Raw genomic sequence first — 25,234 nt, forward strand, 5'->3', positions numbered from 1 at the left:
CAGCCCTCGCGCCGGGCGGTGGTGGCGGCCACGCTGACGGGCGTTCTGGCACTGCTGCTGGGTGCGCCGGAACCGGGGGCCGCGGCCTTGGCGATGGCGCTGATCGGGCTGTCGGTCGTGGCGGTCTCGCGCCGCGCCTGCCGCCTGCTGGGCGGGCAGACGGGCGATGTGCTGGGCGCGTCGGTGCTGCTTGCGGAATGTGCGGCGCTGGTCGGGATGGCCGCGCTGACCTAGGGTCAACTGGCGGAAAACCTTGACCCGCGCAGGCCGCTTGCCGCATATCCTGCCAGCCAGAACGACCGGGTCAACCGGACCGCGGCCGAAGGCCGTACCTTGAGGGAGGAGCATATCATGAGCGGCCTGTTGGCCCTTTCGCGCGGCATCGACCGCGTCACGACGCTGATCGGGCGCAGCGTCGCCTGGCTGATCCTGCTGGCCGTCGTCATCAGCGCCGTCAACGCGGTCGTCCGCAAGGTGTTCAGCATGTCGTCGAACGCTTGGCTGGAGGCGCAGTGGTACCTGTTCGGCGCGGCCTTCATGCTGGCCTCGGCCTGGACGCTGCTCGAGAACGAACATATCCGCATCGACGTGATCTATGGCCGCTGGTCGCGTCGGGTGCAGCATTGGATCGACCTTCTGGGCACGATCCTGTTCCTGATGCCCTTCACCACGGTCATGCTGTGGCTGACCTGGCCCGCGCTGATGGGCAGCATCCGCACCGGAGAGATCTCGATGAACGCGGGCGGCCTGCCGCTCTGGCCGGCGCGGGGCGTGCTGGTGGTGGGCTTTGGCCTGCTGTTCGCCCAGGGCCTGTCCGAGATCGTCAAGAAGATCGCCGTCATGCGCGGCATCATTCCCGATCCGCACCAGAACACCGGCCCGAACGAGGCCGCCAATCACGAGGCCGGGCTGATGCTGACGGGCCGCACCGACCAGACCGATGAACCGGAGCGCCGCCCGTGATCGACCTTATCGCCCACAACCTTGCCCCCATCATGTTCTTCTCGATGGTGGCGTTCCTGCTGTTCGGCTATCCGATCGCCTTTGCGCTGGCGGCCAACGGGCTGCTGTTCTTCTTCTTCGGGGTGTTCCTGACGCCCCTGTCCGACCAGGTGAACCTGGGCTGGAACCTGCTGGGGGCGCTTGGGGACCGCGTCTTCGGCGTGATGCGCAATGACACGCTGCTGGCCATCCCGTTCTTCACGCTGATGGGGATCGTGCTGGAACGGTCGCGCATGGCCGAGGAGCTTCTGGACACCATCGGTCAGCTGTTCGGCCCGGTCCGCGGCGGCCTTGCCTATGCCGTGATCCTGGTCGGCGCGCTGCTGGCGGCAACGACCGGCGTGGTCGCGGCCTCGGTCATCTCGATGGGCCTGATCTCTCTGCCGATTATGATGCGCTACGGCTATGACAAAAGCCTGTCGACGGGCGTGATCGCGGCGTCGGGGACGCTGGCGCAGATCATCCCGCCGTCGCTGGTGCTGATCGTGCTGGCCGACCAGCTGGGCCGTTCCGTCGGCGACATGTACAAGGCGGCGATGGTCCCGGCGCTGGCGCTGGTCGGCGTCTACATCGTCTATGTCCTGATCCTGTCGATCCTGCGCCCCAAGGCCATGCCCGCCCTGCCGCTGGAGGCGCGCAGCCTGGGCGGCGGCGGCTGGTCGCTGGCCGTGGTGATCGTGCTGGCCGTCGCGATCTTCCAGCTGGCCAGCCGCTGGATGGACGCCAACGGCGTCACGAACGCGCCCATCTGGGCGGCGACCCTGGCGGTCGTGGTCCTGCTGATCCTGGCGGTCGCCGACCGTGCCACGGGCGGACGTTGGCTGTCGCCGATGACGCGGCAGGTCATCATCGTGATGATCCCGCCCCTGGCGCTGGTCTTCCTGGTGCTGGGCACGATCTTCCTGGGCATCGCCACGCCCACCGAGGGCGGCGCGATGGGTGCGATGGGCGCGCTGATCCTCTCGGCGATCAAGCGCCGCCTCAGCTTCGACGTGCTGAACCAGGCGCTGCTGTCGACAGTCAAGCTGTCGGCCTTCGTGATGTTCATCCTGCTGGGCGCGACCGTCTTCTCGCTGACCTACTATTCGGTCAACGGCCATATCTGGGTGCGCGACCTGCTGACCGCGCTTCCCGGCGGGGTCACGGGCTTCCTGATCGTGTCCTGCATCATCATCTTCATCCTTGGCTTCTTCCTGGACTTCTTCGAGCTGGCCTTCGTCATCGTTCCGCTGCTGATCCCGGCGGCAAATGCGCTTGGCGTCGATCTGGTCTGGTTCGGGGTGATACTCGCGGTGACGATGCAGACATCGTTCCTGACGCCACCCGTGGGCTTTGCGCTGTTCTATCTGCGCTCGGTCGCGCCGCGGAAATCCTATCGTGACAAGATCACCGGTCTGATGATGGACCCGATCACCACCCTGAACATCTATCGCGGCGCGGTTCCCTTCGTGGGGCTTCAGGTCCTGATGATCGCGGCGGTGATCGCGTTCCCGGGCATGGTCATGCATTACAAGGGACCGGTCGTGGACACGTCGAACATGCGGATCGAGATCCCCATGGGCGGGGGGCTTGGCGGCGGTCTCGGTGGCGGCCTCGGTGGTGGGCTGGGCGGCGGCGCCGCGGCCCCGCAGGGTGGCAGCGGCGGGTTCGGCACGCTTGGCGGATTGGGCGGATCGCCCTTCGGCCAGCAACAGCCGGCTCCGGCGACGCCGACCCCGGACGCACCCGTCCCGGATGCACCCGCACCGACCAGCCCCGAACCGGAAGCCGCGACCCCCGAGGCGGCGGCACCCTCCGGCGGGGTGAGCTTGGGCTTAGGCGGGCCTCCTCCGGGCCTGTCGGGGAATTGACGGGCGGGCCCGTCACCGCGGGCCCGATGCACCAACGAAAAACCCCCGCGCAGCATCTGCGCGGGGGTTTCGCATTCCGGTCGGGTCGACCGATCAGCCGCCGACGGCCAGGGTGCCGTTGCGCTGCTGGATCATCATGAACGTGTCGAACGTGTATTCGGCGGTCTGCTGGTACAGGTACCAGTCGTCGCGGAACTGCAGCATCGCCTCGTACTGCGTCTTGAAGGACTCGTTCTCTGCAGAAACTTCGGCATAGACCTCGTTCGAAGCGGCAAACGATGCTGCCAGAATTTCCTCGCTGAACGAGCGCAACTGGGCGCCGGAACCGACCAGTTCCTTGAGAGCTGTCGGGTTCAGATAGTCGTACTTGGCAAGCATGTTCTGGTCGGTGGCCTGAGCCGCGGTGCGGAACAGCGACTGATAGTTCGCGGGCAACTGGTCCCACTGTCCCTTGTTCACAAAGAAGCAGACAGTCGGGCCACCCTCCCAGAAACCGGGATAATAATAGTAGGGCGCAACCTTCTGGAAGCCCAACTTGGCGTCGTCATACGGGCCGACCCATTCGGCCGCATCGATCGTCCCGCGCTCCAGCGACGGATAGATGTCCCCGCCGGCGATCTGCTGAGGCACCACGCCCAGTTTTTCGACCACGCGACCGGCCAGACCCGAAATCCGCATCTTTAGGCCCTGCAGGTCGGCCAGGCTGTTGATTTCCTTCCGGTACCAACCGCCCATCTGGACACCGGTGTTGCCGCCCGGATAAGCGACCAGATTGTACTGTTCCAGGAAGGTATTATAGTTCTCGATCCCGCCGCCGTGATAGTTGTAGGCGTTCTTGGCACGCGCCGAGAAGGTGAAGGGTAGGTCCGCGCCACAGGCGAAGGCCGGGTCTTTGCCCCAGTTGTAGTATCCCACGGACGCCGAACATTCGACCGTACCGTCGGTGGTGGCGTTGATCGCGTCAAGGCCCGGCACGATCTCTCCGGCCGAAAACACCTGGATCTGAAAACGGCCATCAGTTGCTTCGGACAAGCGCTTCGCGAGTTCCTCGCCCCCGCCATAGATGGTGTCCAGCGACTTGGGGAAACTGGAGGCCAGGCGCCAGTTGATCTGCGGTGCCTCTTGCGCGATGGCGGGCGCGGCCAGCACGCTGCCGGCTGCCGCCGCAGCACCGCCGATGGACGCCCGCGCGATGAAGGACCGCCGGTCCAACGCTTTGGAATCTTTCATTCTGTCTCCTCCGCTTGGGTCGGTGGGCCCCCTCGGCCCGCAACTTCCCACCCTGCATGGCCGACAGTTTAGCCCCGCTTTCGGGCCTGTCGAGTGTTCTGAGACCGATCCCCCAAAGTTATTTCACGCCGTCGGCCCTGATGCGGTCGCGCAACCGCACGCAGGCGATTGTGCCCGCAAAAACGGCGCATTATCAGGGATGTCGCGGCAAGGAGGCTCAGATGCGCATCGAGGATTGGCAGCCCGACCTGACCGGCCAGCCCGGACCCAAGTTCCGCGCCCTGGCCAACGCCCTGCGCGAGGCCGCGCGGTCGGGCCAGTTGGCGCCCGGCACGCGCCTGCCGCCGATGCGCGACCTGGCCTGGCGGCTGAAGGTCACGACCGGAACCGTCGCCCGGGCCTATCAGGTGGCCGCCGCCGAAGGTGTCGTGGAAAGCCATGTGGGACGCGGCAGCTTCATCGCCGCGGCGCGCCCCCGTCGCCCGGTGCCGCAGCCGCTGCTGTACGAAAGCCTGGACCACCCCGCATCGCCGCAGGGCCCGGCCGACCTGCGCATCCCGCAGCTGCCTGATTGCGGCCAGGCGCGGGTCTTGGCCACGCATCTGGCGGCGATGGCGGCGGACATGGACGCGTCGGTCCTGGATTACACCCCGCTCAGCCGCGACCAGGATTGCCGGGGCGCGGCATTGGACTGGATGTCCGTCCGACCCCTGGGGACGGTGGCCGACCACGACATGGTCCTGACGCACGGCGGTCAACACGCGATCACGCTGGTCATGGCGCTGTGCCTGGCGGATCAGACTGCGCAGGTCATGGTCGAGGCGCTGACCTATCCCGGCATCACCCACGCGGCACGCCTGATGCGCGCCCAGACACAGGCGGTGGCGCTGGACGATCAGGGCATGATCCCCGAGGATCTGGACCGCGTCGCCCGCGCCACGGGGGCGCGGCTGGTGTGCCTGACGCCCTCGGCGCAGAACCCGACGCTGGCGTCGATGGGGGCCGCCCGGCGCGACCGCATCGTCGAAGTGGCCCGCCGCCACGACCTGCAGATCATCGAGGATGAATGCTATGCGCCCAGCCCGCGTCCCGATGCGCCCCCCAGCCTGCGCGCCTTGGCGCCGGAGCGGGTCTGGCATGTCAGCAGCCTGTCGAAGATCATCGCCGCGGGCCTGCGCTTCGGCGTGCTGATCTGCCCCGAGGGGATGGGCCAGGCGGGGCGCGTCGCCGCGCAGCACAGTCATATGGGCCTGTCACAGCCGATCACCGGGCTTGTGACGCGGCTGCTGCGGTCCGGCGATGGCGATCGGATCGCCCGCGAGGTTCAGGCGCAGGTGGCGGATCGGCTGGCCTTGGCGCAGGAGGCGTTGGCGGGTCTGGATGCGCGGGGTCAGGCCGGCGTGCCGATGGTCTGGCTGCCGCTGCCCGCGCCCTGGACGGCCGCCGATTTCGCGTCTCGCGCGGCGGCGGCGGGGGTGATCGTGCGCCCGTCGTCGGATTTCTGCGGACCGGCACAGGCGCCGGTGCAGGGAGTGCGCATCGCGCTGAACTGTCGGATGCCGCGCGACAGGCTGGCCGCCGCGCTGCAGACCCTGGGCCAGATGGCAAGGTCCGGCCCCGACGCGGGGCCGGACTGAGGGTCAGCGCAGGATGCTGCGGCCGGCGTATTCGGCGGTGGCGCCCAGCATTTCCTCGATGCGGATCAGCTGGTTGTATTTCGCCAACCGGTCGGAACGGGCCAGTGAACCGGTCTTGATCTGACCACAGTTGGTGGCGACGGCCAGGTCGGCGATGGTCGCGTCCTCGGTCTCGCCCGAACGGTGCGACATGACGCTGGTATAGCCCGCGCGGTCGGCCATGCGCACGGCGTCCAGCGTTTCCGACAACGTGCCGATCTGGTTGACCTTGACCAGCAGACTGTTGCCGCAACCACGCTCGATCCCTTGGGCCAGGCGCACGGGGTTGGTCACGAACAGGTCGTCGCCGACCAGCTGCACGCGGTCGCCCAGACGGTCGGTCAGCTGCTTCCAGCCGTCCCAGTCATCCTCGGCGCAGCCATCCTCGATAGACAGGATCGGATAGGCGTCGCAGAGCGCGGCCAGGTAATCGACGTTCTCGCCGGGGGTCAGGGACTTGCCCTCGCCCTTCATCTCGTACTTGCCGCCCTTGAAGTATTCGGTGGACGCGCAGTCCAGCGCCAGCATGATGTCGTCGCCAGGACGATAGCCGGCCTTCTCGATGGCCTTCAGGATGAAATCCAGGGCGTCGCGGGTCGAGGACAGGTTCGGGGCAAAGCCGCCCTCGTCGCCGATGCCCGTGGACAGGCCCGCCGCCGACAGCTCCTTCTTCAGCGTGTGGAAGATCTCCGAGCCCATGCGCACGGCGTCGCGGATGTTCTCCGCGGCGACGGGCATGATCATGAATTCCTGAATGTCGATCGGGTTGTCTGCATGTTCGCCGCCGTTGATGATGTTCATCATCGGGACCGGCAGGATGCGCGCGCTGGTGCCGCCGACATAGCGGTACAGCGGCTGGTTGGTCGCATCCGCCGCCGCCTTGGCCACTGCCATCGACACGCCCAGGATCGCGTTGGCGCCCAGGCGGCCCTTGTTGGGCGTCCCGTCCAGCTCGCACATCATCATGTCGATGGCGCGCTGTTCGGTCGAATCCTCGCCCACCAGATTCTCGGCGATCTCGCCGTTGACGGCGGCCACCGCCTCCAGCACGCCCTTGCCCATATAGCGGGACTTGTCGCCGTCGCGCTTTTCGACCGCCTCGTGCGCGCCGGTCGACGCGCCGGAGGGAACGGCCGCGCGGCCCATGGTTCCGTCTTCCAGGGTCACGTCGACCTCGACGGTCGGGTTGCCGCGGCTGTCCAGGATTTCACGGGCGAAGATGTCGATGATGGCGGTCATAAGCGCACTCCGGTTGATGCTTGGCGCCTTGTTAGCGCCGCAAGCCCGGTTTCGCAATCTTCACGGAAAGCGGATGCGCGCCCAGATCGGCAGGTGGTCGGACGCGTCGCGCGCCCCGGCCTCGTTGAAGACGCCGGTTTCCAGGACGTGCAGGTTCGTGGACAGGGCCATCCGGTCCAGCCGCAGCCGGGGCAGGGGCGCGGGCCAGGACGGTCCCGGCGCCACGACCCGGAACCCGGCCAGCGATTCAAGACCCCGGTCGTCGCGCCATTCGTTGAAATCGCCCATCATCACGATGTGGTCGTCCGCGATCCGAGAGGCCTGCGCGGTGATCCGGGCCAGCTGCGCGCGCCGCGACGACCGCGCCAGCCCCAGATGCGCGCCGATCAGCGTCAGGCCCGGCAGGCGCAGGGCCACCGCGCCGCGCGGCTCCAGACCCGGCAGGGGCAGCCGGCGCAGCACCGCCTGTTCGGCCAGATGCGGGCGCATCAGGATCGTCTGGCCATGCCAGCCCAGGCTGCTTTCGGTCGTGCCGTAGATGTCGGCAGGCACCAGCCCCGTTTCCGACTGGATCAGGTTGCGCGGCAGGGCCTCGGGGCGTGCGCCAAGGCGAAAATCTACCTCCTGCAGCGCGATGATGTCCGGGTCCAGCGACCGGATCACCGCCAGGTTGCGCAGCGGCGCATGCGGGCCGGTCATCCCACGGCACTTGTGCAGGTTGTAGCTTGCGATCTTCAGCATCAATCCGTCCGAACTGGCGTTGCGGGTGATCTTGGCGGGGTCCGCGTCACGCGCAAGGGGCAGGCGCGCACAACCCCGTCAGGTGCCGCAGAACGTCTGGCGAACCGCCTGCGCAGGTGTCGGTGCCTGCGCCAGATCTGCCCAATCGGTGCGCAGGTCGCGCGGATGGGTGATCGCGTCGAACAGTCGTTCGAATGGCGCCATGTCGCCCGCCACGGCGGATGCGATCGCCTGTTCGACCCGGTGGTTGCGCGGAATGCGCCGCGGGTTGGCCCGGGCCATCACGGTCGTGTCGGGCGACAGCGCCTTCCAGTCGCGGGCCCAGGTGTCGAAGGCCGCGGGGTCGGCGAATTCGTCACGCGCGGTCCCCTCCGACAGGCCCGCGAAGACACGGGTGAAATCGGCCCGCTGTTCGGCCATCATCTGCAGCAGGCTCTCGATCAGCGACTGGTTCGCGGCACCGTCGATGCCCAGCTTGTCGCCGAACCGGCGCAGCCACGCGGCCTGATACAGCGGTGCAAAGCGATGGACGGCGGTGGTCGCGGCCTCGACCGCGGCCTCCTCCTCTCCCATCAGGGGGATCAGGCAGGTCGCGAACTGGGCCAGGTTCCAGACCGCGATCTGGGGCTGGTTCGCCCAGGCATAGCGGCCTTGGCGATCGATAGAGGAAAAGACCGTGTCGGGGTGATAGACGTCCATGAAGGCACAGGGCCCGTAGTCGATCGTCTCGCCCGAGATCGCCATGTTGTCGGTGTTCATCACTCCGTGGATGAAGCCCAGCGCCATCCATTGCGCGATGGTTTCGGCCTGCGCGGCAACCACCCGGTCAAGCAGGGCCAAGGGGCCGTCCGTGTCGGGATAGTGGCGCACGATCACGTGGTCGGTCAGGGCCGCCAGTGCATCCTTGCGGTCGCGCACGGCAAAGTACTGGAACGTGCCGACGCGGATGTGGCTGGCGGCGACGCGGGTCAGGACGGCACCGGGCAGGCCGCCTTGTTCTCGCCACACCTGATCGCCCGTGGCGACGGCGGCCAGCGCGCGGGTCGTGGGCACGCCCATCGCCGCCATGAACTCGCTGACCAGGTATTCGCGCAGCACCGGCCCCATCCAGGCCCGCCCGTCGCCGCGACGAGAGAAGGGCGTCGGCCCCGATCCCTTCAGCTGGATGTCAAAACGCGCCCCGTCGGGGGCCACGATCTCTCCCAGAAGGACGGCGCGCCCGTCGCCCAGCTGCGGCACGAAGCCGCCGAACTGGTGCCCGGCATAGGCTTGGGCCAGCGGCGCCGCACCCTGCGGGACGGCATTGCCCGACAGCATCTCGACCGTCAGCGCGTCGCGGTCCAGCCCCAGTCGATCCGCCAACGGTCCGTTCAGCGCAAGCAGGCTGGGGGCGGTCACGGGGGTGGGGTCCACGCGGGCAAAGAACCCTTGCGGCATCCGGGCATAGCTGTTGTCGAAACGGATCATCGCGGTCTCCTTTGACCATTACATAGGCGCGCATCCCGGCATTGCCAGCCCGGAACCCTTGCGCCACAGGCGTCAAGGGCGTATCGGCATCCGGCAAAAGGAGCTGTCCCATGAAATTTCTCGACCTCGCCAAAGTCTATATCCGCTCGGGCGGGGGTGGCGCGGGCTGCGTGTCGTTCCGCCGCGAGAAGTTCATCGAATACGGCGGTCCCGATGGCGGCGACGGCGGCCGCGGCGGCGATGTCTGGGCCGAGGCGGTCGATGGGCTGAATACCCTGATCGACTTCCGCTATCAGCAGCATTTCTTTGCCAAGTCCGGCCAGCACGGCATGGGCAGCCAGATGACCGGCAAGTCCGCCGACGACGTCGTGCTGCGGGTGCCCGTCGGCACCGAGATCCTGGACGAGGACGAGGAGACCGTGATCGCGGACATGACCGAGGTCGGACAGCGCGTGCTGTTGGCCAAGGGCGGCAACGGGGGCTGGGGGAACCTGCATTTCAAGTCCTCGACCAACCGCAGCCCGCGCACTGCCAATCCTGGGCTGGAGGGGGTCGAGCGGACCATCTGGCTGCGGCTGAAGCTGATCGCGGATGCGGGCCTGGTGGGTCTGCCCAATGCCGGCAAGTCAACCTTCCTGGCCGCCGTGTCGAACGCGCGCCCCAAGATCGCCGACTACCCCTTTACCACGCTGCACCCGAACCTGGGCGTTGTCGGCGTGGACGGGCGCGAATTCGTGATGGCCGACATTCCGGGTCTGATCGAGGGCGCGAGCGAGGGCCGGGGCCTAGGCGATCAGTTCCTGGGCCATGTCGAACGGTCGAACGTGCTGCTGCATCTGGTGGACGGTACATCCGAGACCGTGGCCGAGGATGCGCGCACCATCCTGACCGAGCTGGAGGCTTATTCGCCGGTGCTGATGAATAAGCCTCGCGTAACCGCGCTGAACAAGATCGATGCGCTGGAGGAGGAGGAGATCGCCAAGCGCCGCGCCGCGTTGGAGGCAGAGCTGGGCCATCCGGTCATGCTGATGTCGGGCGTGGCCCGGACCGGCGTGACCGACGTGCTGCGCGCGCTGTGGACCCAGATCGAGCCCTCGCGCGCCCCCGCCGCCCCCGAAACGCCCGAGGGGACATGGCAGCCGTGAGCGTGCCGCAGCTTGGCGGGGCCCGCAGGCTGGTCGTCAAGATCGGCTCGGCGCTGCTGGTCGGCCCCGAGGGCCTGCGCGGCGACTGGCTGCGCGGTCTGTGCGATGACGTAGCCGCATGGCGGGCGCAAGGCTGCGACGTCGTGCTGGTCAGTTCGGGATCGATCGCGCTTGGGCGGCGGGTGCTGGGCCTGCCTTCCGGCGCGCTGCCGCTGGAACAGGCTCAGGCCGCGGCGGCCGTCGGCCAGATCCGCTTGGCCCGTGCCTATGAAGAGGCCCTGGCACCCCACGGCGTCATCACCGCACAGGTGCTGCTGACGCTGGAGGACAGCGCAGATCGTCGCCGCTATCTGAACAGCCGCGCGACGATGCAGACCCTGCTGGGCCTGGGCGTCGTGCCCATCGTGAACGAGAACGACACCGTCGCCACCGACGAGATCCGCTTTGGTGACAACGATCGCCTGGCCGCGCAGATCGCCGTGACCTGCGGCGCGGACCAGCTGCTGCTGCTGTCGGATGTCGACGGGCTCTATACGGCAAACCCCAAGACCGATCCGACGGCCCGCCATCTGCCGGTGATCGAGACGATCACCCCCGAGATCGAGGCGATGGGCGGCGACCCCGTGTCGGGCCTGTCCAAGGGCGGCATGAAGACCAAGCTGATGGCCGCGCGCACCGCGGTGGCGGGCGGGTGTGCGATGGCGATTGCCGAGGGGTCGGTCCTCCGCCCGCTGTCGGCCGTTGCACAGGGCGCCCGGACTACGTGGTTCCTGCCCGAGGCGGATCCGCAGCTTGCCCGAAAGCGCTGGATCGCCGCGATGAAGCCCAAGGGCACGGTCATCGTGGACGATGGCGCGCGCCTGGCGCTTGGCCGCGGCAAATCGCTGCTCCCCGCGGGCGTGACGCAGGTGCAGGGCGATTTCGGGCGCGGCGATCCGGTGGCGATCACCGACCACGCCGGCCAGCGTCTGGCGACCGGGCTGATCCGCTATACCGCAACGGAAGTGCGCGCCATCGCCGGTCATCACTCTGCACAGATCGAGACGATCCTGGGCTATCCCGGTCGGGCGGCATTGATCCATCGTGATGACATGGTGACGTGACGGGCCTCTGACGTCCCATCGGGCACAGGCACCGGGCGGGGGGTCCGGGGGGCTGGCCCCCAGGCCGTCGCGGGACGCAATCAGCCGCCGACGGGGCGCCGTGCTCCGGTCAGGCGGGCGACGCCGCGGCTGCGGGTTAGGCGGATCGCGGTGCTGCCCGGCGTGGGCAGGGACAGGACGGCCTGCCGCAACGCCAGGATCGCCTCGTCGCTGCTGCGCGGCAGATCCGCGGGCATGATCGGTGCGCCGATGGTCACGCGATAGGGTTGGCCGGTCTTGTTCAGCACCTCGTTGAACAGCGTCACGTCGCGCAGCGTCGGATGGATCTTGTCGAACAAATAGAACAGCGCGGAATTGCGCGCACGGATGCGCAGCGGGATCACCGGCAGATCGAACTTGCGGGCGATCATTGCGGCGCTTGCCATCCAAGGACGCTCGTTCAGGGTCAGGCCGGTGCGCTTGGCAAGGCGGCCCGACGGAAATATCAGGCCGATCCGGCCCGCCGCAATCGCGTCGCGGGTATAGTCCATCGTCGCGCGGGTCTTGGCATGGCTGCGCTTTTCGACCCGCCATTCGACGGGGGCGATCATGTCGATCATCTGCGGCAAGACGCGGATCATGTCGTGGTTGGCATAGATGAACACGTCGTCGCGCAGCTGCGAGATCACCGCATTCAGGAAGATCCCATCTGCGATGCCGGTGGGATGGTTGGCCACGATCAGGGCAGGGCCGGTGGCAGGGATATGCTCCAACCCTTCGACCTGCAGATCGCGGACGATCAGGTCGCTCATCCGGCGGAAGATCTCGGCCGGGGGCAGGTCGCGAAACTCGGCACCCAAATCGACGGTGCGGGGATAGCGCAGAAGATGCATCATCGCCCACCGCGCCACGCGGTCGCGGGGACGTCCGGAAAACAGCCAAGGCGCCCGCTCCGCGATCAGCGGGTCCAGGCGCGCCTGCATCTCGGCGCGGGCCTCCTCATGCTTGCCCATCGCGTCCCCCTCAGCGTCCCGCAGCGATCATGCGCGAGACCATCTCGCGTGTATTGCGGCTCAAACCCGCGAGAGATGCGATCCGTTCCAATGCATTGCGCGCGTGATCGCGGCGCGCGGCGTCATAGCGGGGCCATGTCTCGAACGCGGTGGACATGCGCGCGGCGATCTGGGGATTGACCGCATCCATGCGCATCAGCCAATTCGCCGTGAATGCATAGCCCGACCCGTCGGCCGCGTGAAACCCCGCATGGTTCGCCGCCAGACCGCCCAGCAGCGCGCGAAAGCGGTTAGGATTCTTCCAGTCGAAATCGGGGCGCGCGGCCAGCCGTTCCGCGATGGCGACGGTGTAAGACGGGGGCGCGGCCATGACCTGGATGCCGAACCATTTGTCCATGACCAACCGGTTGTCGGCGAACTCGTCGTGCAGCATCCGCAACGCGCTGTCGCCGCGGCCAAGGCGCAGCAGCACGGCCAGTGCGGCCATGCGTTCGGTCATGTTGCCCGCGATGCCGAACAGCACCTCGGCCCGGTCGCCGCCGTCGATCCGCCCCAGCAACCCCAGCGCCGCGATGCGCAGCGACCGGCGCGCAGCCGCGTCCGCATCGGGGGAATAGGCGCCCGGCACGGTCATCGTGTCGTACAGTTCTGCCAGCAGATCCTGATGCGCCATGGCAATGCGGCGGGCCAGCCCCGCACGCGCCTGGTGGATCGCATCGGGGTCGGGCGTGGTGCCGGTGGCGGCCAGACGGGTCGCGATCTCCTCCTCGCCGGGCAGGTTCAGGCACAGCGCACGGAATGCCGGATCGGCCCCGGCATCGCCGGCCAGCGCGCCGATTGCGGTGATGTAGTCGCCGCCCGCATCCTCTCCGCGCGCCAGCTGGGTCAAGGCGGACAGGGCCAGTTCGCGCCCCGCCTCCCACCGGGCAAAGGGGTCGGTGTCATGGGCCAGCAGGAAGGCCCGCGTCGCATCGTCCATCTGCCGCTGCAGCATCACGGGGGCCGAGAACCCGCGCAGGACCGAGGCGACGGGCCGTGCGCCCAGACCTTCGAAGCTGAAGCTTTGCCGATCTTCGGTCATCTCCAGGACGCGGGTCGGCGCGACCTCGTCGCCGTTCGGGCCGATCAGGCCGACCGCGATCGGAATGACGCGGGCGGGCTTGTCGGGTTGGCCGGGAGTGGGCGGCGTCTGCTGCGCGAAGTCCAGCGTCAGCGTGCCGTCCTGCCAGGTTTCCTGCAGGGTCAGGACAGGGGTCCCGGCGTCGGTGTACCAGCGCTTGAACTGGGCAAGGTCACGGCCGGTGGCATCCTCGAAGACCTTCAGCCAATCCTCGATGGTGGCGGCATCGCCGTCGTGACGGTCGAAGTACAGGTCCAGCGCGCGGGCATAACCGTCGTCGCCGACCAGCCGCTTCAGCATGCCGATGACCTCGGCGCCTTTCTCATAGACCGTCGCGGTATAGAAGTTGTTGATCTCCTCGTACCGGTCGGGACGCGGGGGATGGGCCAGCGGACCCTGATCCTCGCGGAACTGCCGCGCGCGCAGGGTCTGCACATCCTCGATCCGCTTGACCGCGGCCGAGCGCAGGTCGCTGGTGAACTGCTGGTCGCGAAAGACCGTCAGCCCTTCCTTGAGGCACAGCTGGAACCAGTCGCGGCAGGTGATGCGGTTGCCGGTCCAGTTGTGGAAATACTCATGCGCGATCACCGCCTCGATCCGCTCGTAGTCGCCATCGGTCGCGGTATCCGGAGATGCCAGCACCAGTTTCGAGTTGAAGATGTTCAACCCCTTGTTTTCCATGGCGCCCATATTGAAATCGTCGACTGCGACGATGTTAAAGACGTCCAGGTCATATTCGCGGCCATAGACGTCCTCGTCCCAGCGCATCGACTTGATCAGGCTCTCCATCGCAAAGCCCGCGCGGTCCTGATCGCCGGGACGGACCCAGACGTTCAGATCGACCGCGCGCCCCGACCGGGTGGTAAAGCTGTCGCTGACCGCCACCAGATCGCCCGCTACCAGCGCGAACAGATAGGCAGGCTTGGGCCAGGGATCGTTCCATTCCGCGACCCCGTCCTGGGCGCGCACGGGGTTGCCATTCGACAGCAGCACCGCCAGGTCGCTGCGCAGCGTCACGCGGAACGTGGTCATCACGTCCGGGCGGTCGGGATAGAAGGTGATGTGGCGAAACCCCTCGGCCTCGCACTGGGTGCAGAAGATGCCGCCCGACAGATACAGGCCCTCGAAGGCGGTGTTGTCCTGCGGATCGATGCGCACGTCGGTCGCCAGCGTGAAGGGCACGCGGGGCAGGGCGGCGGCGCGGATGGTCAGCGTCTCGTCGTCGCGAAGGACGTGGGCCGGGTCCACGGTCAGCCCGTCGATGCGCAGCGACTGCAACCGCAGCCCCGCGCCGCCATCCAGCACCAGATCGACCGGCTGGTCCGACGGTTCCAGGTCCAGTTCGGTCAGAACGACCGTGTCGCGCGGGGCCAGGGTCACGTCCAGCCGGGTCTGTGACAGGGTGAACGGCCAGGGACGGTAATCGGCAAGGTGCTGGACAGGCTGCGGTTTCTCGACGGACATGGTCAGCGGCCTTTCGTAAAAATGCGGCCGCAAGCGGAACCCCGGCCTTTAGTCGGTGTTAATCGCCTGAACGCCGGCTCGCAAGGCGTGGCGTCGGGCGTTGGCGGTTGACAGCCGAACGGTCACACGCCACAGCTTCGCGACCTAACCCGGTCAAAATACAGTCTGAATCGGAGACCTGCATGAGCTATGATCCCAACGATCCGAACCGCGTGAAACCCGGCACCACCCCCAAGGAAACCTATGTCGAGCCGGTGGAGCGCAAGTCGTCCGCGCTGCCGCTGATCATCGGTGTCCTGCTGGCGCTGGCGCTGGCCTATTTCGTGCTGCAGCGTTTCATGGCTGACGACACGACCGTCGTCGAAGGTGACACCACCACCGTGACGACCACCGAACCCGCCCCCGAGACGACCACGGCCCCTGCCGTTGTCGAAGAACCCGAAGTCGATGCTGCGGCCTCCGAGGCCGAAGCCGCTGCCGACAACGCGGCAGCCGAAGCAGAGGCTGCAGCCGAGAGCGCGTCCGAGGCCGCCGATGATGCCGCCGCCGGTGCCGCCAGTGCAGCCGACGACGCCGCCGATGCCGCCGGCGCCGCTGCTGACAGCGCGGTCGAAGCTGCAGGCAACGCAGCCGACGCAGCCGGCACCGCGATCGACAACGCCGTTGACGGTGCAGGCGAGGCCGCATCGAACGCAGCGGATGCCGCAGCAGAGGCAGCAGACAGTGCGGCTGACGCTGTTGACGACGCCGTCAGCGTCGAAGAACCCGCGACCACCCCTGCGCCGCCTGCGACCACCGCGCCGGCGACCACCACGACGCCGGCCCCGGCCAACTGATCCGACCGGTCAGGTCACGGAACGGCCCGGATGCATCCGCATCCGGGCCGTTTTCACATGCGCTGGACCGGTTGTTCCCAAGCCGCCGCAATGGTCTTTCCGAGCCGGTCGCGACAGCGCAGCCTTGTGAAACAATATTTCGCGATGCTATGACGTTTGCGACGAAAGATCACCAGACCGGGGGGCATCAGAGCCATGAAGATTGGCGCAACGAGGGAAAGCTTCGAGGGCGAGGCGCGGGTGGCGATCACGCCATCCACCGCCGCGCATCTGGGCAAGCTGGGACATGACGTGTTCGTGGAAAGCGGCGCGGGCGCGCGCGCAGGTTTCGCTGACGACGACTATCGCAGTGCCGGCGTGACAGTCTGCCAGACCGCGGCGGAGCTGATCGATGCGGTGGACGTGGTGGCCAAGGTACGCCAGCCGACCACAGCCGAGATCGGCCAGATGAAGGCGGGGCAGACTCTGATCTCGTTCTTCTATCCGGCGCAGAACGCCGAACTGCTGGCGCAGGCCAAAGACCAGGGCATCACCGCGATCGCCATGGACATGGTGCCGCGCATCAGCCGCGCGCAGAAGATGGACGCGCTGTCGTCGATGGCCAACATCGCAGGCTATCGCGCCGTCATCGAGGCGGCGAACAACTTCGGCCGCTTCTTCACCGGACAGGTGACGGCGGCAGGCAAGGTTCCGCCGGCCAAGGTGCTGGTCGTGGGGGCAGGGGTTGCGGGTCTTGCGGCCATCGGCACCTCGGTCAGCCTTGGCGCGCAGGTCCATGCCTTTGACGTGCGCCCCGAAGTGGCCGAACAGATCGAATCGATGGGTGCCGAGTTCGTCTATCTGGACTTCGACGCGCCCGCGCAGGACGGCGCCGCCACCGGCGGTTATGCCGCGCCGTCGAGCCCCGAGTTCCGCGAGAAGCAGCTGGCCCGGTTCCGCGAGCTGGCGCCCCAGATGGACATCGTCATCACCACGGCGCTGATCCCCGGACGCGACGCGCCCAAGCTGTGGACCGCCGACATGGTGGCCATGATGAAGCAGGGCAGCGTCATCATCGATCTGGCGGCCGAAAAGGGCGGCAACTGCGACCTGACCGTGCCGGACGAACGCATCGTCACCGACAACGGCGTGGTCATCGTCGGCTATACCGACTTTCCGTCGCGCATGGGCGCGCAGGCCTCCGAGCTGTACGGCAACAACATCCGCCATTTCGTGGCCGACCTGACGCCCAAGAAGGATGGCGTCATCGTCCACAACATGGAGGACGACGTCATCCGCGGTGCGACGGTCGTGCATGACCACGACGTCACCTGGCCGCCCCCGCCGCCCAAGGTCGCCGCCATTGCCGCGCAGAAGCCCAAGGAGAAGAAGAAGGAGCTGACCCCCGACGAACGCCGCGCCGCCGACGCCGCGGCCTTCAAGGCCGAGACCGCCAGCCAGATCAAGCTTCTGCTGGGCGGTGGTCTGGTCGTGCTGCTGATCGGACTGATCGCGCCCGCCAGCTTCATGTCGCATTTCATCGTCTTCGTGCTGGCCTGTTTCGTGGGCTTCCGGGTGATCTGGAACGTGGCGCATTCGCTGCACACGCCGCTGATGGCCATCACGAATGCGATCAGTTCGATCATCATCCTGGGCGCGCTGATGCAGATCGGGTCGGGATCGGCCTGGGTCGTGATCCTGGGCGCGCTGGCCGTGCTGATGGCATCGGTCAACATCTTTGGTGGCTTCATGGTCACCCGGCGCATGCTTGCCATGTTCCAGAAGTCGTAAGGGGTCGGGACAATGGAATACGGATTCACCACTGCGGCCTATGTGGTCGCCTCGGTCCTGTTCATCCTGTCGCTTGGCGGGCTGTCGGGACAGGAAAGCGCCAAGCGCGCGATCTGGTACGGCATCGTCGGCATGGGCCTTGCGGTCGTGGCGACGCTGTTCGGGCCGGGCGCAGGCAACTGGCTGCTGTCGCTGATCATGATCGCCATCGGCGGCACCGGCGGCTGGCTGGTCGCCAAGCGCGTGCAGATGACCGAGATGCCCCAGCTGGTCGCGGCGATGCATTCGCTGGTCGGTCTGGCTGCGGTCTTTGTCGGCTTCAATGCCCAGATCGAACTGTCGCGCGTCCTGCGCCTGCGTGCCGAAGGGTTCGAGGCCGAACTGACCGGTTTTGCGGCCCTGCTGGCCCACAAGACCGCCCCCGAGATCGCCATGCTGAAGATCGAGGTCTTCCTGGGCATCTTCATCGGCGCGGTGACCTTCACCGGGTCGGTCGTGGCCTTCGGCAAGCTGGCGGGCCGCGTCGACGGCAAGCCCAAGAAGCTGCCGGGCGGCCACATGCTGAATGCGGGCGCGCTGGCGCTGTCGCTGCTGATCGGGGTGCTGTATTTCACCGGCGTCGGTCCGGCAGTGTTCTGGCTGATCCTGGTGACGCTGCTGGCGTTCTTCATCGGCTATCACCTGATCATGGGCATCGGCGGCGCGGACATGCCGGTCGTGGTGTCGATGCTGAACAGCTATTCCGGTTGGGCGGCGGCGATGATCGGCTTTACCCTGTCGAACGATCTGCTGATCGTGACGGGCGCGCTGGTCGGATCGTCGGGCGCGATCCTGTCCTACATCATGTGCAAGGCGATGAACCGGAACTTCGTCAGCGTGATCCTGGGCGGTTTCGGCGGAGAGACCGGCCCCGCAGCCGAGATCGAGGGCGAGCAGATCGCCATCGATGCGGACGGCGTGGCATCCGCGCTGAACGAGGCGGACAGCGTCGTGATCGTGCCGGGCTATGGCATGGCAGTGGCGCAGGCGCAGGGCGCAGTCAGCGAACTGACGCGCAAGCTGCGCGCGGTGGGCAAGACGGTGCGTTTTGCCATCCACCCCGTCGCGGGGCGTCTGCCGGGCCACATGAACGTGCTGCTGGCCGAGGCCAAGGTCCCCTATGACATCGTGCTGGAGATGGACGAGATCAACGAGGATTTCCCCTCGACCGACGTCGTCATCATCATCGGGTCGAATGACATCGTGAACCCCGCAGCCCAAGACGATCCGAACAGCCCCATCGCCGGCATGCCGGTGCTGGAGGTGTGGCGCGCCAAGCAGGTCTTCGTGTCCAAGCGCGGGCAGGGCACCGGCTATAGCGGCATCGAGAACCCGCTGTTCTTCAAGGAGAACACCCGGATGTTCTATGGCGACGCCAAGGACAGCATCAACAAGCTGCTGCCCATGATCGACTGATCCGGCGCAATCGTGCCACGGACGCCCGCCGGTTCGCAGCCGGCGGGCGTTCCCACTTGTGCCGCCTGTCGCGGTGGTCTTGAAATGGGGCAGGGGCCGTTGCCCCGTCTTCAGGAGCGGCAGATGAACCCGGCCACAGAACATCCCCTGCGCTATGCGCTGGTCAACGAACTGCATGCCCGGCCCTCGCCGCGGATCACCGCGCCGGCGACCGCGGTCTTCGTGGCGTTCAAGGAACCGCGCGACGCCGCCAACCGCGACCGGGCGCAGGATCTGGCGCATCTGGGCGAGCTGGTCAGCCGCCATGGCGGTCCACGCCCCGATCCCGATGACAGCCACTATCAGGGCCAGCTTGGCCGTCACGAACTGAAATGGGAGAGCCACACCGAGTTCGTGACCTATATGGCGATGACGCCGGGTCTTCCGATCCGTCCGTTCGACCCGTCGGCGGCGGCGATCTTTCCCGATGCCTGGCAGCACGCCGCGCCGGGCAAGCGCGTCGCGGCGGTGATGATCCAGGTCGACCTGCTGCCCGATGACCCGGCCGAGGCGCTGGCCCGCATCGACGGCTGGTTCGCGCGCGACAGCCTGGCCGCGATCTGGGTGCTGGACGAGACCGCGATGGTCGCGGGTGATTTCCGCATCGATGCGGATGGCTGGATGCGGTTCGCGATCTTCGTGCGGCCCGGCACGTCGGACGGCCGCATCGGGCGCCTGGTGCATCGCCTGGTCGAGCTGGAGACCTATCGCGCCATGTCGATGCTGGGCCTTGGGCGCGCGCGCGGTCTGGGCAACCGCCTGAACGAGCTGGAGCCGCGCCTGACCGCGATCCTGGAATCGATGACCGACGACGCGCAGCCCGCGGAACAGCTGCTGCATGACCTGCTGGCGGTCTCGACCCAGCTGGAGGCGCAGGCCGTCCTGCATTCCTTCCGGTTCGGCGCCAACAGCGCCTATGAGGCGATCGTGCATGACCGGATCGCCGCCCTGCGGGAGACGCGGTTTCTGGACCGCCAGATGCTGACCGAATTCATGCGCAGGCGGTACCAGCCGGCCATGCGCACGGCGAAATCGGCGGAACGGCGGCTGGCCACGATGCTTGAACGCACAGCCCGCGCGGCCGAGCTGCTGCGCACGCGTGTCGACGTGGAACGTAGCGCCCAGAACCAGAAGATCATGCACCGCATGGACCGCCGCGCCGACATGCAGCTGCGGCTGCAGCACACGGTCGAGGGGCTGTCGGTCGTCGCCATCAGCTATTACGCGGTGGGCCTGCTGAGCTATGCGCTGGCGCCGCTGGCGGGGCGCGCGGGGCTGGACAAGACGCTGGTCGTCGCCGTGCTGACGCCCCTGACGGTGCTTGGCGTCTGGTGGGCGATGCGCCGGGTGCGCGCGCAGTTCCACGACCCCGGCAGCGACGATTTGTGACTTGTGGCACCTGCTGCGGGGGGCGATACATCAGGCCTGACCCATGAAGGACCACGACCGATGCGCCTGACCCTTGCCCTGCTGGCAACCCTGACCCTGACCGCCTGCGGCGTGCCCTTCGTTCCCCTGATCTGACGAGGTATCCATGTCCAAGACGCTGACGATGTACGGCCTTGCCCATTGTTCGACCTGCCAGAAGGCGCAGGCCGACCTGCAGGACAACGGATGGACGGTACAGTTTCGCGATGTCCAGAAGGAGCCGCTGTCCGCTGACGAGCGTGCAGCCCTTGTCGCGCAGTTCGGTGACAAGATCATCAACCGCGCAAGCCTGACATGGCGCGGCATGTCCGAGGACGAGCGCGCGGCAGATCCGGTCGCCATGATGGGCGAAAAGCCGAGCGTGATGAAGCGCCCGGCGATTCGCGCCGATGATCTTTCCGGACTTGGTTGGACTGCAAATGTCAAGCGGTCATTTGGCGTACCTGCCTGACGACACGGGGCAGGGCAGGGGGCATTGCCCTGCCCGGTCTATCCCTTGCGGCTGGCCAGCGAGGCGATCAGCGGCCGCACGCCGCTGAGGTCGTACCCGGCGGCGTCGGCCGTCTTCAGGATCTCATCCTCGGGCATGCGCCCGGCCTGCGTCAGAGCCCAGAGGACCGTGCTGCGGTTGCCGGACCGACAATATGCGATCACCGGCCCCTGTCCCACGGTCGCCGTCCCAAAATCCGCGATCAGCTGCGGCGTGATCTGGCCCGGGTGGAACGGCAGGTAATGATAGCGCATTCCGGCAGCCTCTGCCGCCTGTGCCATCGCATCGTGATCGATCTCGGCCTCGACCTCCTCGTCGGGGCGGTTGTTGACCAGGACCTTGAACCCCGCATCGGCCAAGGCCGGGACATCCTCAGGCAGGATCTGCGGAGAGACGGCGAGGTTGGGGCTGATTTGGCGCAGATCCATCATGGGGCCTTTCGTGCACGGGTCCGCCCCGAAGTGGCGTCTTTCGTCGACGGTTGTCAAGCCGGCTGCCTAGAGCGCCATCGCCTGATCCACCAGACCCGGCAGATCGTCAAAGCGATCGAAGGCCGCGTGATGCGGCAGATCGGCGATGGCCGTCATGCGATAGCCGCCCGAATAGATCAGGAACGGCACCGGCACCGCCGCCGCGCAATTGGCGTCAAATTCACTGTCACCCACATAGAGCGCACGGGGTGCATTCCCTTCCACGCCCAGCATCTGCAGTGCCAGGCGCAAGGGCGCGGGGTCGGGCTTGCGCTGCGGCAGGCTGTCCCCTCCGACAACGACAGGGAACAGACGATCCAACGCGAAATGTTGCAGCACGCTGCGCGTCGGTCCCATCGGCTTGTTGGTGCAGATGCCCAGGGGATGACCCGCATCGGCCAGCCGTCCCACAGCCTCGATCACGCCCGGAAACAGACGCGTCAGCGCCGTGGCATCATGATAGCGCGCCATGAAGGCCGCGATCAGCGCGGGCCGATGCACCGGCTCGATACCGCAGGCGGCGATGATCCGGGTCCACAGCAGCTCGACCCCGCCACCGATGAAGCTGCGCACCCGCGCCAAGGGCAGCGGTGCGATCTGATGCTGGCGCAGGACCGCGTTCACGCAGGCGTGGATGTCGGGCGCGCTGTCGATCAGCGTGCCGTCCAAGTCGAATACGATCGGGCAGGGTCTGTCCATGGTCATGCGGCCTTCCATTTGATCGAGCATCCCATTGATGCGACCTGATCGCGCGGACCTTGCCCGGTTTCCGCGATCTGCACCATGGCCAGATAAAGGTCGCGGCGGGCGTCCGTCGCCGCCGCCGTGCGGGTCGAGGCATCCAGTCGACCGCGATACTGCAGCCGACCGTCGGCGGAATAGCCAAAAAAGTCGGGCGTGCATTCGGCGCCATAGGCCCGTGCGACCGACTGATACGCATCATACAGGTAGGGAAAGCGAAAACCGTTCCGCTGCGCCAAGTCTCTCATATGCGCCGGGCTATCCTCCGGATAGGCCGCGACGTCGTTCGAAGATATGGCAACGACGCCGATGCCGTGGTCCATCAGCGCATGCGCATCGCGGATGATGCGGTCCAGGATCGACCTGACATAGGGGCAATGGTTGCAGATGAACATCACCAGCGTCCCGCGCGATCCGGCGACCTGCGAAAGCGTGACGACGTTTCCTTCCGTATCGCGCAGCGCAAAGTCGTGCCAAGGCGCATCGAAATCGCAGACGGGTGGCGATACGGCCATGTGATCCTCCGATCCATTTTCCAGAACCTTGAAAGATACGTGCCATAGGGACAAGTGGTGAAAAGGATGAAAGGCTAACCAGAAAGACTTTTATGGTACATAATACAGATTATCATCAAAACGCTTCCCCCTCCTTTCGATCGCCTTTCTACGGCAATCCCGGAACCTGTGACCCTTGGTTTGCGTCTGTTTGACAGAACCTGACATCGAAGGACATTCATCATGAAATATGTGGCTTTAGGACTGTGCGGCGCGATGCTGGCGCTTTCGGCATGCGGGACGACGGTTGGCGAGCGCGCTGCGACCGGCGGTCTTGGCGGTGCGGCCGTGGCGGGTCCGGCCGGCGCGGTTGTCGGCGGAACCGTGGGTGCGGTCAGCGCGACGCAGTAACCCTTGATAAGAGTAATCGTGGCGGCCGCGTTTCTCTGGAACGCGGCCGTTTTCGTGCCGGTCTTGCAGCCTTTGCCGGCATCCCCTACATCATGTGTGACAAAGACAAGGATCCGCCCATGGCCATGGAAGCGCATGATATCGAGGCCCTTCTGCGGGTCTCTTTTCCCCAGGCAAAGATCACGATCACTGATCTGGCCGGTGATGGAAACCACTATGCCGCCGAAGTTATCGACGAAAGCTTTCGCGGGCTGAACCGCGTGCAGCAACAGCGCGCCGTCTATGCCGCCCTTCAGGGCAAGATGGACGGCCCTGCCGGAGAGTTGCATGCGCTTGCCCTGACCACCAAGGCGCCCGACTGACGCGCCCCCTGCCCCATTACAAGGATTGCCATATGAGCGACGCGAACACGCGCATCCAGGACATGATCGACCGCAACGACGTGGTCCTGTTCATGAAAGGCACGCCCGAGATGCCCCAATGCGGCTTTTCGAGCAGAGTTGCCGGCGTTCTGAACTATATGGGCGTGCCCTACGAGGGCGTGAACGTATTATCGGACGCTAACATTCGCCAAGGGATCAAGGATTTCTCCGACTGGCCCACCATTCCCCAGCTTTACGTCAAGGGTGAGTTCGTAGGTGGCTGCGACATCATCACCGAGATGACATTGTCAGGAGAACTTGATCAGCTGCTGGAAAAAAAGGGCGTCGCGTTCGACAAGGATGCAGCCAACAAGATCCGCGAGGCAAATGCCTGATCTGGAACAAAAAAAAGGGCGCCGAGGCGCCCTTTTTCACATCATGTCGTCGGGATCGTAATCCATCCTGTCGTGTCGACGTTCCTGCATTGCTGCGGCCAACGTGACACCGACAGCGAACGCTCCAACCAACTTGGTCATCGTTCCAGCATTGCTGTCGGTCGCTTGGCGTAACTGATGCGCGCCGTTTTGGAACGACTGCTTTGCAGCAGTAACGTTGGAAGACGTCAGACCCGCAGCTCGAGCGGTATTGCGGACGCTGCCGAACAGCTTTTCTTCGGCATCAGAAGCAAGTTTGGTCGCGCGAGAGCCAGCCTGATCCATCAGCGAATGTGCCTTCGCTTCGGCCAGTTCGACAATTCGCGTCGCTTCCGCCCGCGCGCGCGTCGCCGCCGCATCGGTCGCCAAAGAAACCCGAGCTTCAACCTCACGTTTCAGATCATCGGTTGTCGGTATGGTGTGCTTGCGCGTTGCCGACATGGCCAGAAGGATGATCATCAGCAGGATCAAACCTGCGCCGATGGTCAACGACGCCAAAGCCGAGCCCCAATCCAGATCGTTGGCAAGCCACGACCACAGGGCAGCTGTCAAGAACCCGCCAGCCATCAGCCCGACCATTCCGGCGACCGCCTTCATGGCCGTGCGCCGGACCGTGTCGCCGACAGCTTCCTGAACGCGTCGGGCGAAATCGAACATATGCCCGACCTCAGCGACGCGAGATCAGCAGACCGACCAGGAAGCCGACACCGGCTGCGATACCCAAGGCCTGCGCCGGGTTGCGGCGAACCATCTCGGACACTTCGTCATAACGCTCTTCGGCATAATGTGCGACTTCGGTCGCCTTCTGCTGGCCTGCTTCGTACAGGCGCTCTGCTTCAAGACGCGCACGGTCGGCGTATTCCTGACCGGTCTCACGGGCACGCTCGGCATAGTACTTGCCCGTTTCGACGGCATCATCGGCCAGTGCTGCGCCACGCTCTTTCAGGCGTGCCGCACCCGAATTGTCGGACAGTTCGCGCGCGGTGTCACGGACGTCGTCCGCGATCTTGCGGGCACCATCCTTCAGGTCGCCGTGGGCTTCGTTTGCAGCCGAACGGGCGTCGCGTTTGATGTCGTCAGCAGTGGGGTTATGTGCCATGGTAATGTCCTTTCATCGGCGTCTTGTCACCGTCGATGGACAAACCGTCACAGGGTCTGGATTGTTCCCGCACTGCAGCAAAATCTTTGCCGGTACTGAACGCGAAAGGGCGTGGTAGGGGCGGCCGGACTCGAACCGGCACTCATTGCTGAAACGGATTTTGAATCCGAACACAA

Annotated in this window: 25 protein-coding genes; 14 read left to right on the plus strand and 11 right to left on the minus strand. The window is 66.3% G+C overall.

Annotation, left to right across the window (positions count from 1 at the left end; genetic code table 11):
• From FHD68_RS08780 to FHD68_RS08790, 3 genes are all read left to right on the plus strand, one after another.
• Positions 1-234: adenosylcobinamide-GDP ribazoletransferase (locus tag FHD68_RS08780; RefSeq protein WP_208863753.1), on the plus strand; the 234-nt coding region annotated here is incomplete at its 5' end.
• Positions 235-351: 117 nt separating this feature from the next.
• A complete protein-coding gene (locus tag FHD68_RS08785; protein WP_045981404.1) occupies positions 352-963 on the plus strand; it encodes a TRAP transporter small permease subunit in 612 nt (203 codons plus the stop codon).
• Entirely contained in the window at positions 960-2,852 is a 1,893-nt protein-coding gene (locus FHD68_RS08790; protein WP_127898458.1) for a TRAP transporter large permease, read from the plus strand. Before FHD68_RS08785 ends, FHD68_RS08790 begins: the two co-directional genes overlap by 4 nt.
• A 93-nt stretch (positions 2,853-2,945) precedes the next feature.
• On the opposite strand, the gene FHD68_RS08795 is transcribed toward FHD68_RS08790, so the two are convergent.
• A complete protein-coding gene (locus FHD68_RS08795) occupies positions 2,946-4,064 on the minus strand; it encodes a TRAP transporter substrate-binding protein (protein WP_127899354.1) in 1,119 nt (372 codons plus the stop codon).
• A 239-nt stretch (positions 4,065-4,303) separates the two neighbouring features.
• On the opposite strand from FHD68_RS08795, the gene FHD68_RS08800 reads away from it, so the two are divergent.
• A complete protein-coding gene (locus tag FHD68_RS08800) occupies positions 4,304-5,719 on the plus strand; it encodes an aminotransferase-like domain-containing protein (protein ID WP_164871429.1) in 1,416 nt (471 codons plus the stop codon).
• A 3-nt stretch (positions 5,720-5,722) separates the two neighbouring features.
• Here FHD68_RS08800 and eno read toward each other — a convergent pair whose 3' ends face one another.
• The 3 genes from eno to FHD68_RS08815 all read right to left on the minus strand — a co-directional run bounded on the left by eno (position 5,723) and on the right by FHD68_RS08815 (position 9,205).
• Complete coding sequence (gene eno / locus FHD68_RS08805) at positions 5,723-6,997, minus strand: phosphopyruvate hydratase (protein WP_139085547.1); 1,275 nt, start codon at positions 6,995-6,997, stop codon at positions 5,723-5,725.
• 60 nt (positions 6,998-7,057) lie between these two features.
• Positions 7,058-7,738 carry an endonuclease/exonuclease/phosphatase family protein gene (locus FHD68_RS08810; protein ID WP_045981399.1) on the minus strand — a complete coding sequence of 227 codons (681 nt, stop codon included), beginning with the start codon at positions 7,736-7,738 and terminating at the stop codon, positions 7,058-7,060.
• Positions 7,739-7,816: 78 nt separating this feature from the next.
• Positions 7,817-9,205 (minus strand): protein adenylyltransferase SelO, encoded by a 1,389-nt coding sequence (locus tag FHD68_RS08815; RefSeq protein WP_127898455.1) that lies wholly within the window; start codon positions 9,203-9,205, stop codon positions 7,817-7,819.
• 110 nt (positions 9,206-9,315) lie between these two features.
• Between FHD68_RS08815 and obgE the strand changes: the two genes are divergently transcribed.
• On the plus strand, positions 9,316-10,350 hold the full coding sequence (gene obgE, locus FHD68_RS08820; RefSeq protein WP_127898454.1) for a GTPase ObgE: 1,035 nt from the start codon (positions 9,316-9,318) through the stop codon (positions 10,348-10,350).
• Entirely contained in the window at positions 10,338-11,453 is a 1,116-nt protein-coding gene (gene proB / locus FHD68_RS08825) for a glutamate 5-kinase (protein ID WP_127898453.1), read from the plus strand. The genes obgE and proB overlap by 13 nt, the downstream gene beginning before the upstream one ends.
• Before the next feature lie 80 nt (positions 11,454-11,533).
• Here the strand turns inward: proB and FHD68_RS08830 are convergent, their stop codons facing one another.
• On the minus strand, positions 11,534-12,445 hold the full coding sequence (locus tag FHD68_RS08830; RefSeq protein WP_240542399.1) for a 1-acyl-sn-glycerol-3-phosphate acyltransferase: 912 nt from the start codon (positions 12,443-12,445) through the stop codon (positions 11,534-11,536).
• A 10-nt stretch (positions 12,446-12,455) separates the two neighbouring features.
• Positions 12,456-15,029 carry an aminopeptidase N gene (pepN, locus tag FHD68_RS08835; RefSeq protein ID WP_127898452.1) on the minus strand — a complete coding sequence of 858 codons (2,574 nt, stop codon included), beginning with the start codon at positions 15,027-15,029 and terminating at the stop codon, positions 12,456-12,458.
• A 182-nt stretch (positions 15,030-15,211) separates the two neighbouring features.
• Here pepN and FHD68_RS08840 point away from each other — a divergent pair, with 182 nt between their 5' ends.
• The 5 genes from FHD68_RS08840 (at position 15,212) to FHD68_RS08860 (ending at position 21,008) form a co-directional block, all read left to right on the plus strand.
• Complete coding sequence (locus tag FHD68_RS08840; RefSeq protein WP_127898451.1) at positions 15,212-15,865, plus strand: hypothetical protein; 654 nt, start codon at positions 15,212-15,214, stop codon at positions 15,863-15,865.
• Between the two features lie 195 nt (positions 15,866-16,060).
• Positions 16,061-17,635, plus strand: coding sequence for a Re/Si-specific NAD(P)(+) transhydrogenase subunit alpha (locus FHD68_RS08845; RefSeq protein WP_127898450.1), 1,575 nt, complete (start codon positions 16,061-16,063; stop codon positions 17,633-17,635).
• 12 nt (positions 17,636-17,647) lie between these two features.
• Entirely contained in the window at positions 17,648-19,090 is a 1,443-nt protein-coding gene (locus FHD68_RS08850) for an NAD(P)(+) transhydrogenase (Re/Si-specific) subunit beta (RefSeq protein WP_127898449.1), read from the plus strand.
• A 123-nt stretch (positions 19,091-19,213) separates the two neighbouring features.
• On the plus strand, positions 19,214-20,518 hold the full coding sequence (locus FHD68_RS08855; protein ID WP_045999217.1) for a DUF3422 family protein: 1,305 nt from the start codon (positions 19,214-19,216) through the stop codon (positions 20,516-20,518).
• 145 nt (positions 20,519-20,663) lie between these two features.
• On the plus strand, positions 20,664-21,008 hold the full coding sequence (locus FHD68_RS08860) for an arsenate reductase family protein (RefSeq protein ID WP_240542398.1): 345 nt from the start codon (positions 20,664-20,666) through the stop codon (positions 21,006-21,008).
• Positions 21,009-21,046: 38 nt separating this feature from the next.
• On the opposite strand, the gene FHD68_RS08865 is transcribed toward FHD68_RS08860, so the two are convergent.
• The 3 genes from FHD68_RS08865 to FHD68_RS08875 all read right to left on the minus strand — a co-directional run bounded on the left by FHD68_RS08865 (position 21,047) and on the right by FHD68_RS08875 (position 22,773).
• On the minus strand, positions 21,047-21,475 hold the full coding sequence (locus tag FHD68_RS08865) for a protein tyrosine phosphatase family protein (protein ID WP_045980867.1): 429 nt from the start codon (positions 21,473-21,475) through the stop codon (positions 21,047-21,049).
• A gap of 69 nt (positions 21,476-21,544) precedes the next feature.
• Entirely contained in the window at positions 21,545-22,222 is a 678-nt protein-coding gene (gph, locus tag FHD68_RS08870) for a phosphoglycolate phosphatase (protein WP_164871428.1), read from the minus strand.
• Entirely contained in the window at positions 22,219-22,773 is a 555-nt protein-coding gene (locus FHD68_RS08875; RefSeq protein WP_127898448.1) for a thioredoxin family protein, read from the minus strand. Before FHD68_RS08875 ends, gph begins: the two co-directional genes overlap by 4 nt.
• Before the next feature lie 222 nt (positions 22,774-22,995).
• Between FHD68_RS08875 and FHD68_RS18975 the strand changes: the two genes are divergently transcribed.
• The 3 genes from FHD68_RS18975 to grxD all read left to right on the plus strand — a co-directional run bounded on the left by FHD68_RS18975 (position 22,996) and on the right by grxD (position 23,920).
• Entirely contained in the window at positions 22,996-23,163 is a 168-nt protein-coding gene (locus FHD68_RS18975; protein WP_164871427.1) for a hypothetical protein, read from the plus strand.
• A gap of 119 nt (positions 23,164-23,282) precedes the next feature.
• Complete coding sequence (locus FHD68_RS08880; protein WP_045999221.1) at positions 23,283-23,525, plus strand: BolA/IbaG family iron-sulfur metabolism protein; 243 nt, start codon at positions 23,283-23,285, stop codon at positions 23,523-23,525.
• Between the two features lie 32 nt (positions 23,526-23,557).
• Entirely contained in the window at positions 23,558-23,920 is a 363-nt protein-coding gene (gene grxD / locus FHD68_RS08885) for a Grx4 family monothiol glutaredoxin (RefSeq protein ID WP_127898447.1), read from the plus strand.
• 36 nt (positions 23,921-23,956) lie between these two features.
• Here the strand turns inward: grxD and FHD68_RS08890 are convergent, their stop codons facing one another.
• Both FHD68_RS08890 and FHD68_RS08895 read right to left on the minus strand, forming a co-directional pair.
• Complete coding sequence (locus tag FHD68_RS08890) at positions 23,957-24,616, minus strand: hypothetical protein (protein ID WP_139085549.1); 660 nt, start codon at positions 24,614-24,616, stop codon at positions 23,957-23,959.
• A gap of 10 nt (positions 24,617-24,626) precedes the next feature.
• A complete protein-coding gene (locus FHD68_RS08895) occupies positions 24,627-25,058 on the minus strand; it encodes an ElaB/YgaM/YqjD family protein (RefSeq protein WP_045980861.1) in 432 nt (143 codons plus the stop codon).
• Positions 25,059-25,234: the final 176 nt, after the last annotated feature.

The organism is Paracoccus marcusii, from assembly GCF_006151785.1.
In the GTDB taxonomy this organism is placed as follows: Bacteria; Pseudomonadota; Alphaproteobacteria; order Rhodobacterales; family Rhodobacteraceae; genus Paracoccus; species Paracoccus marcusii.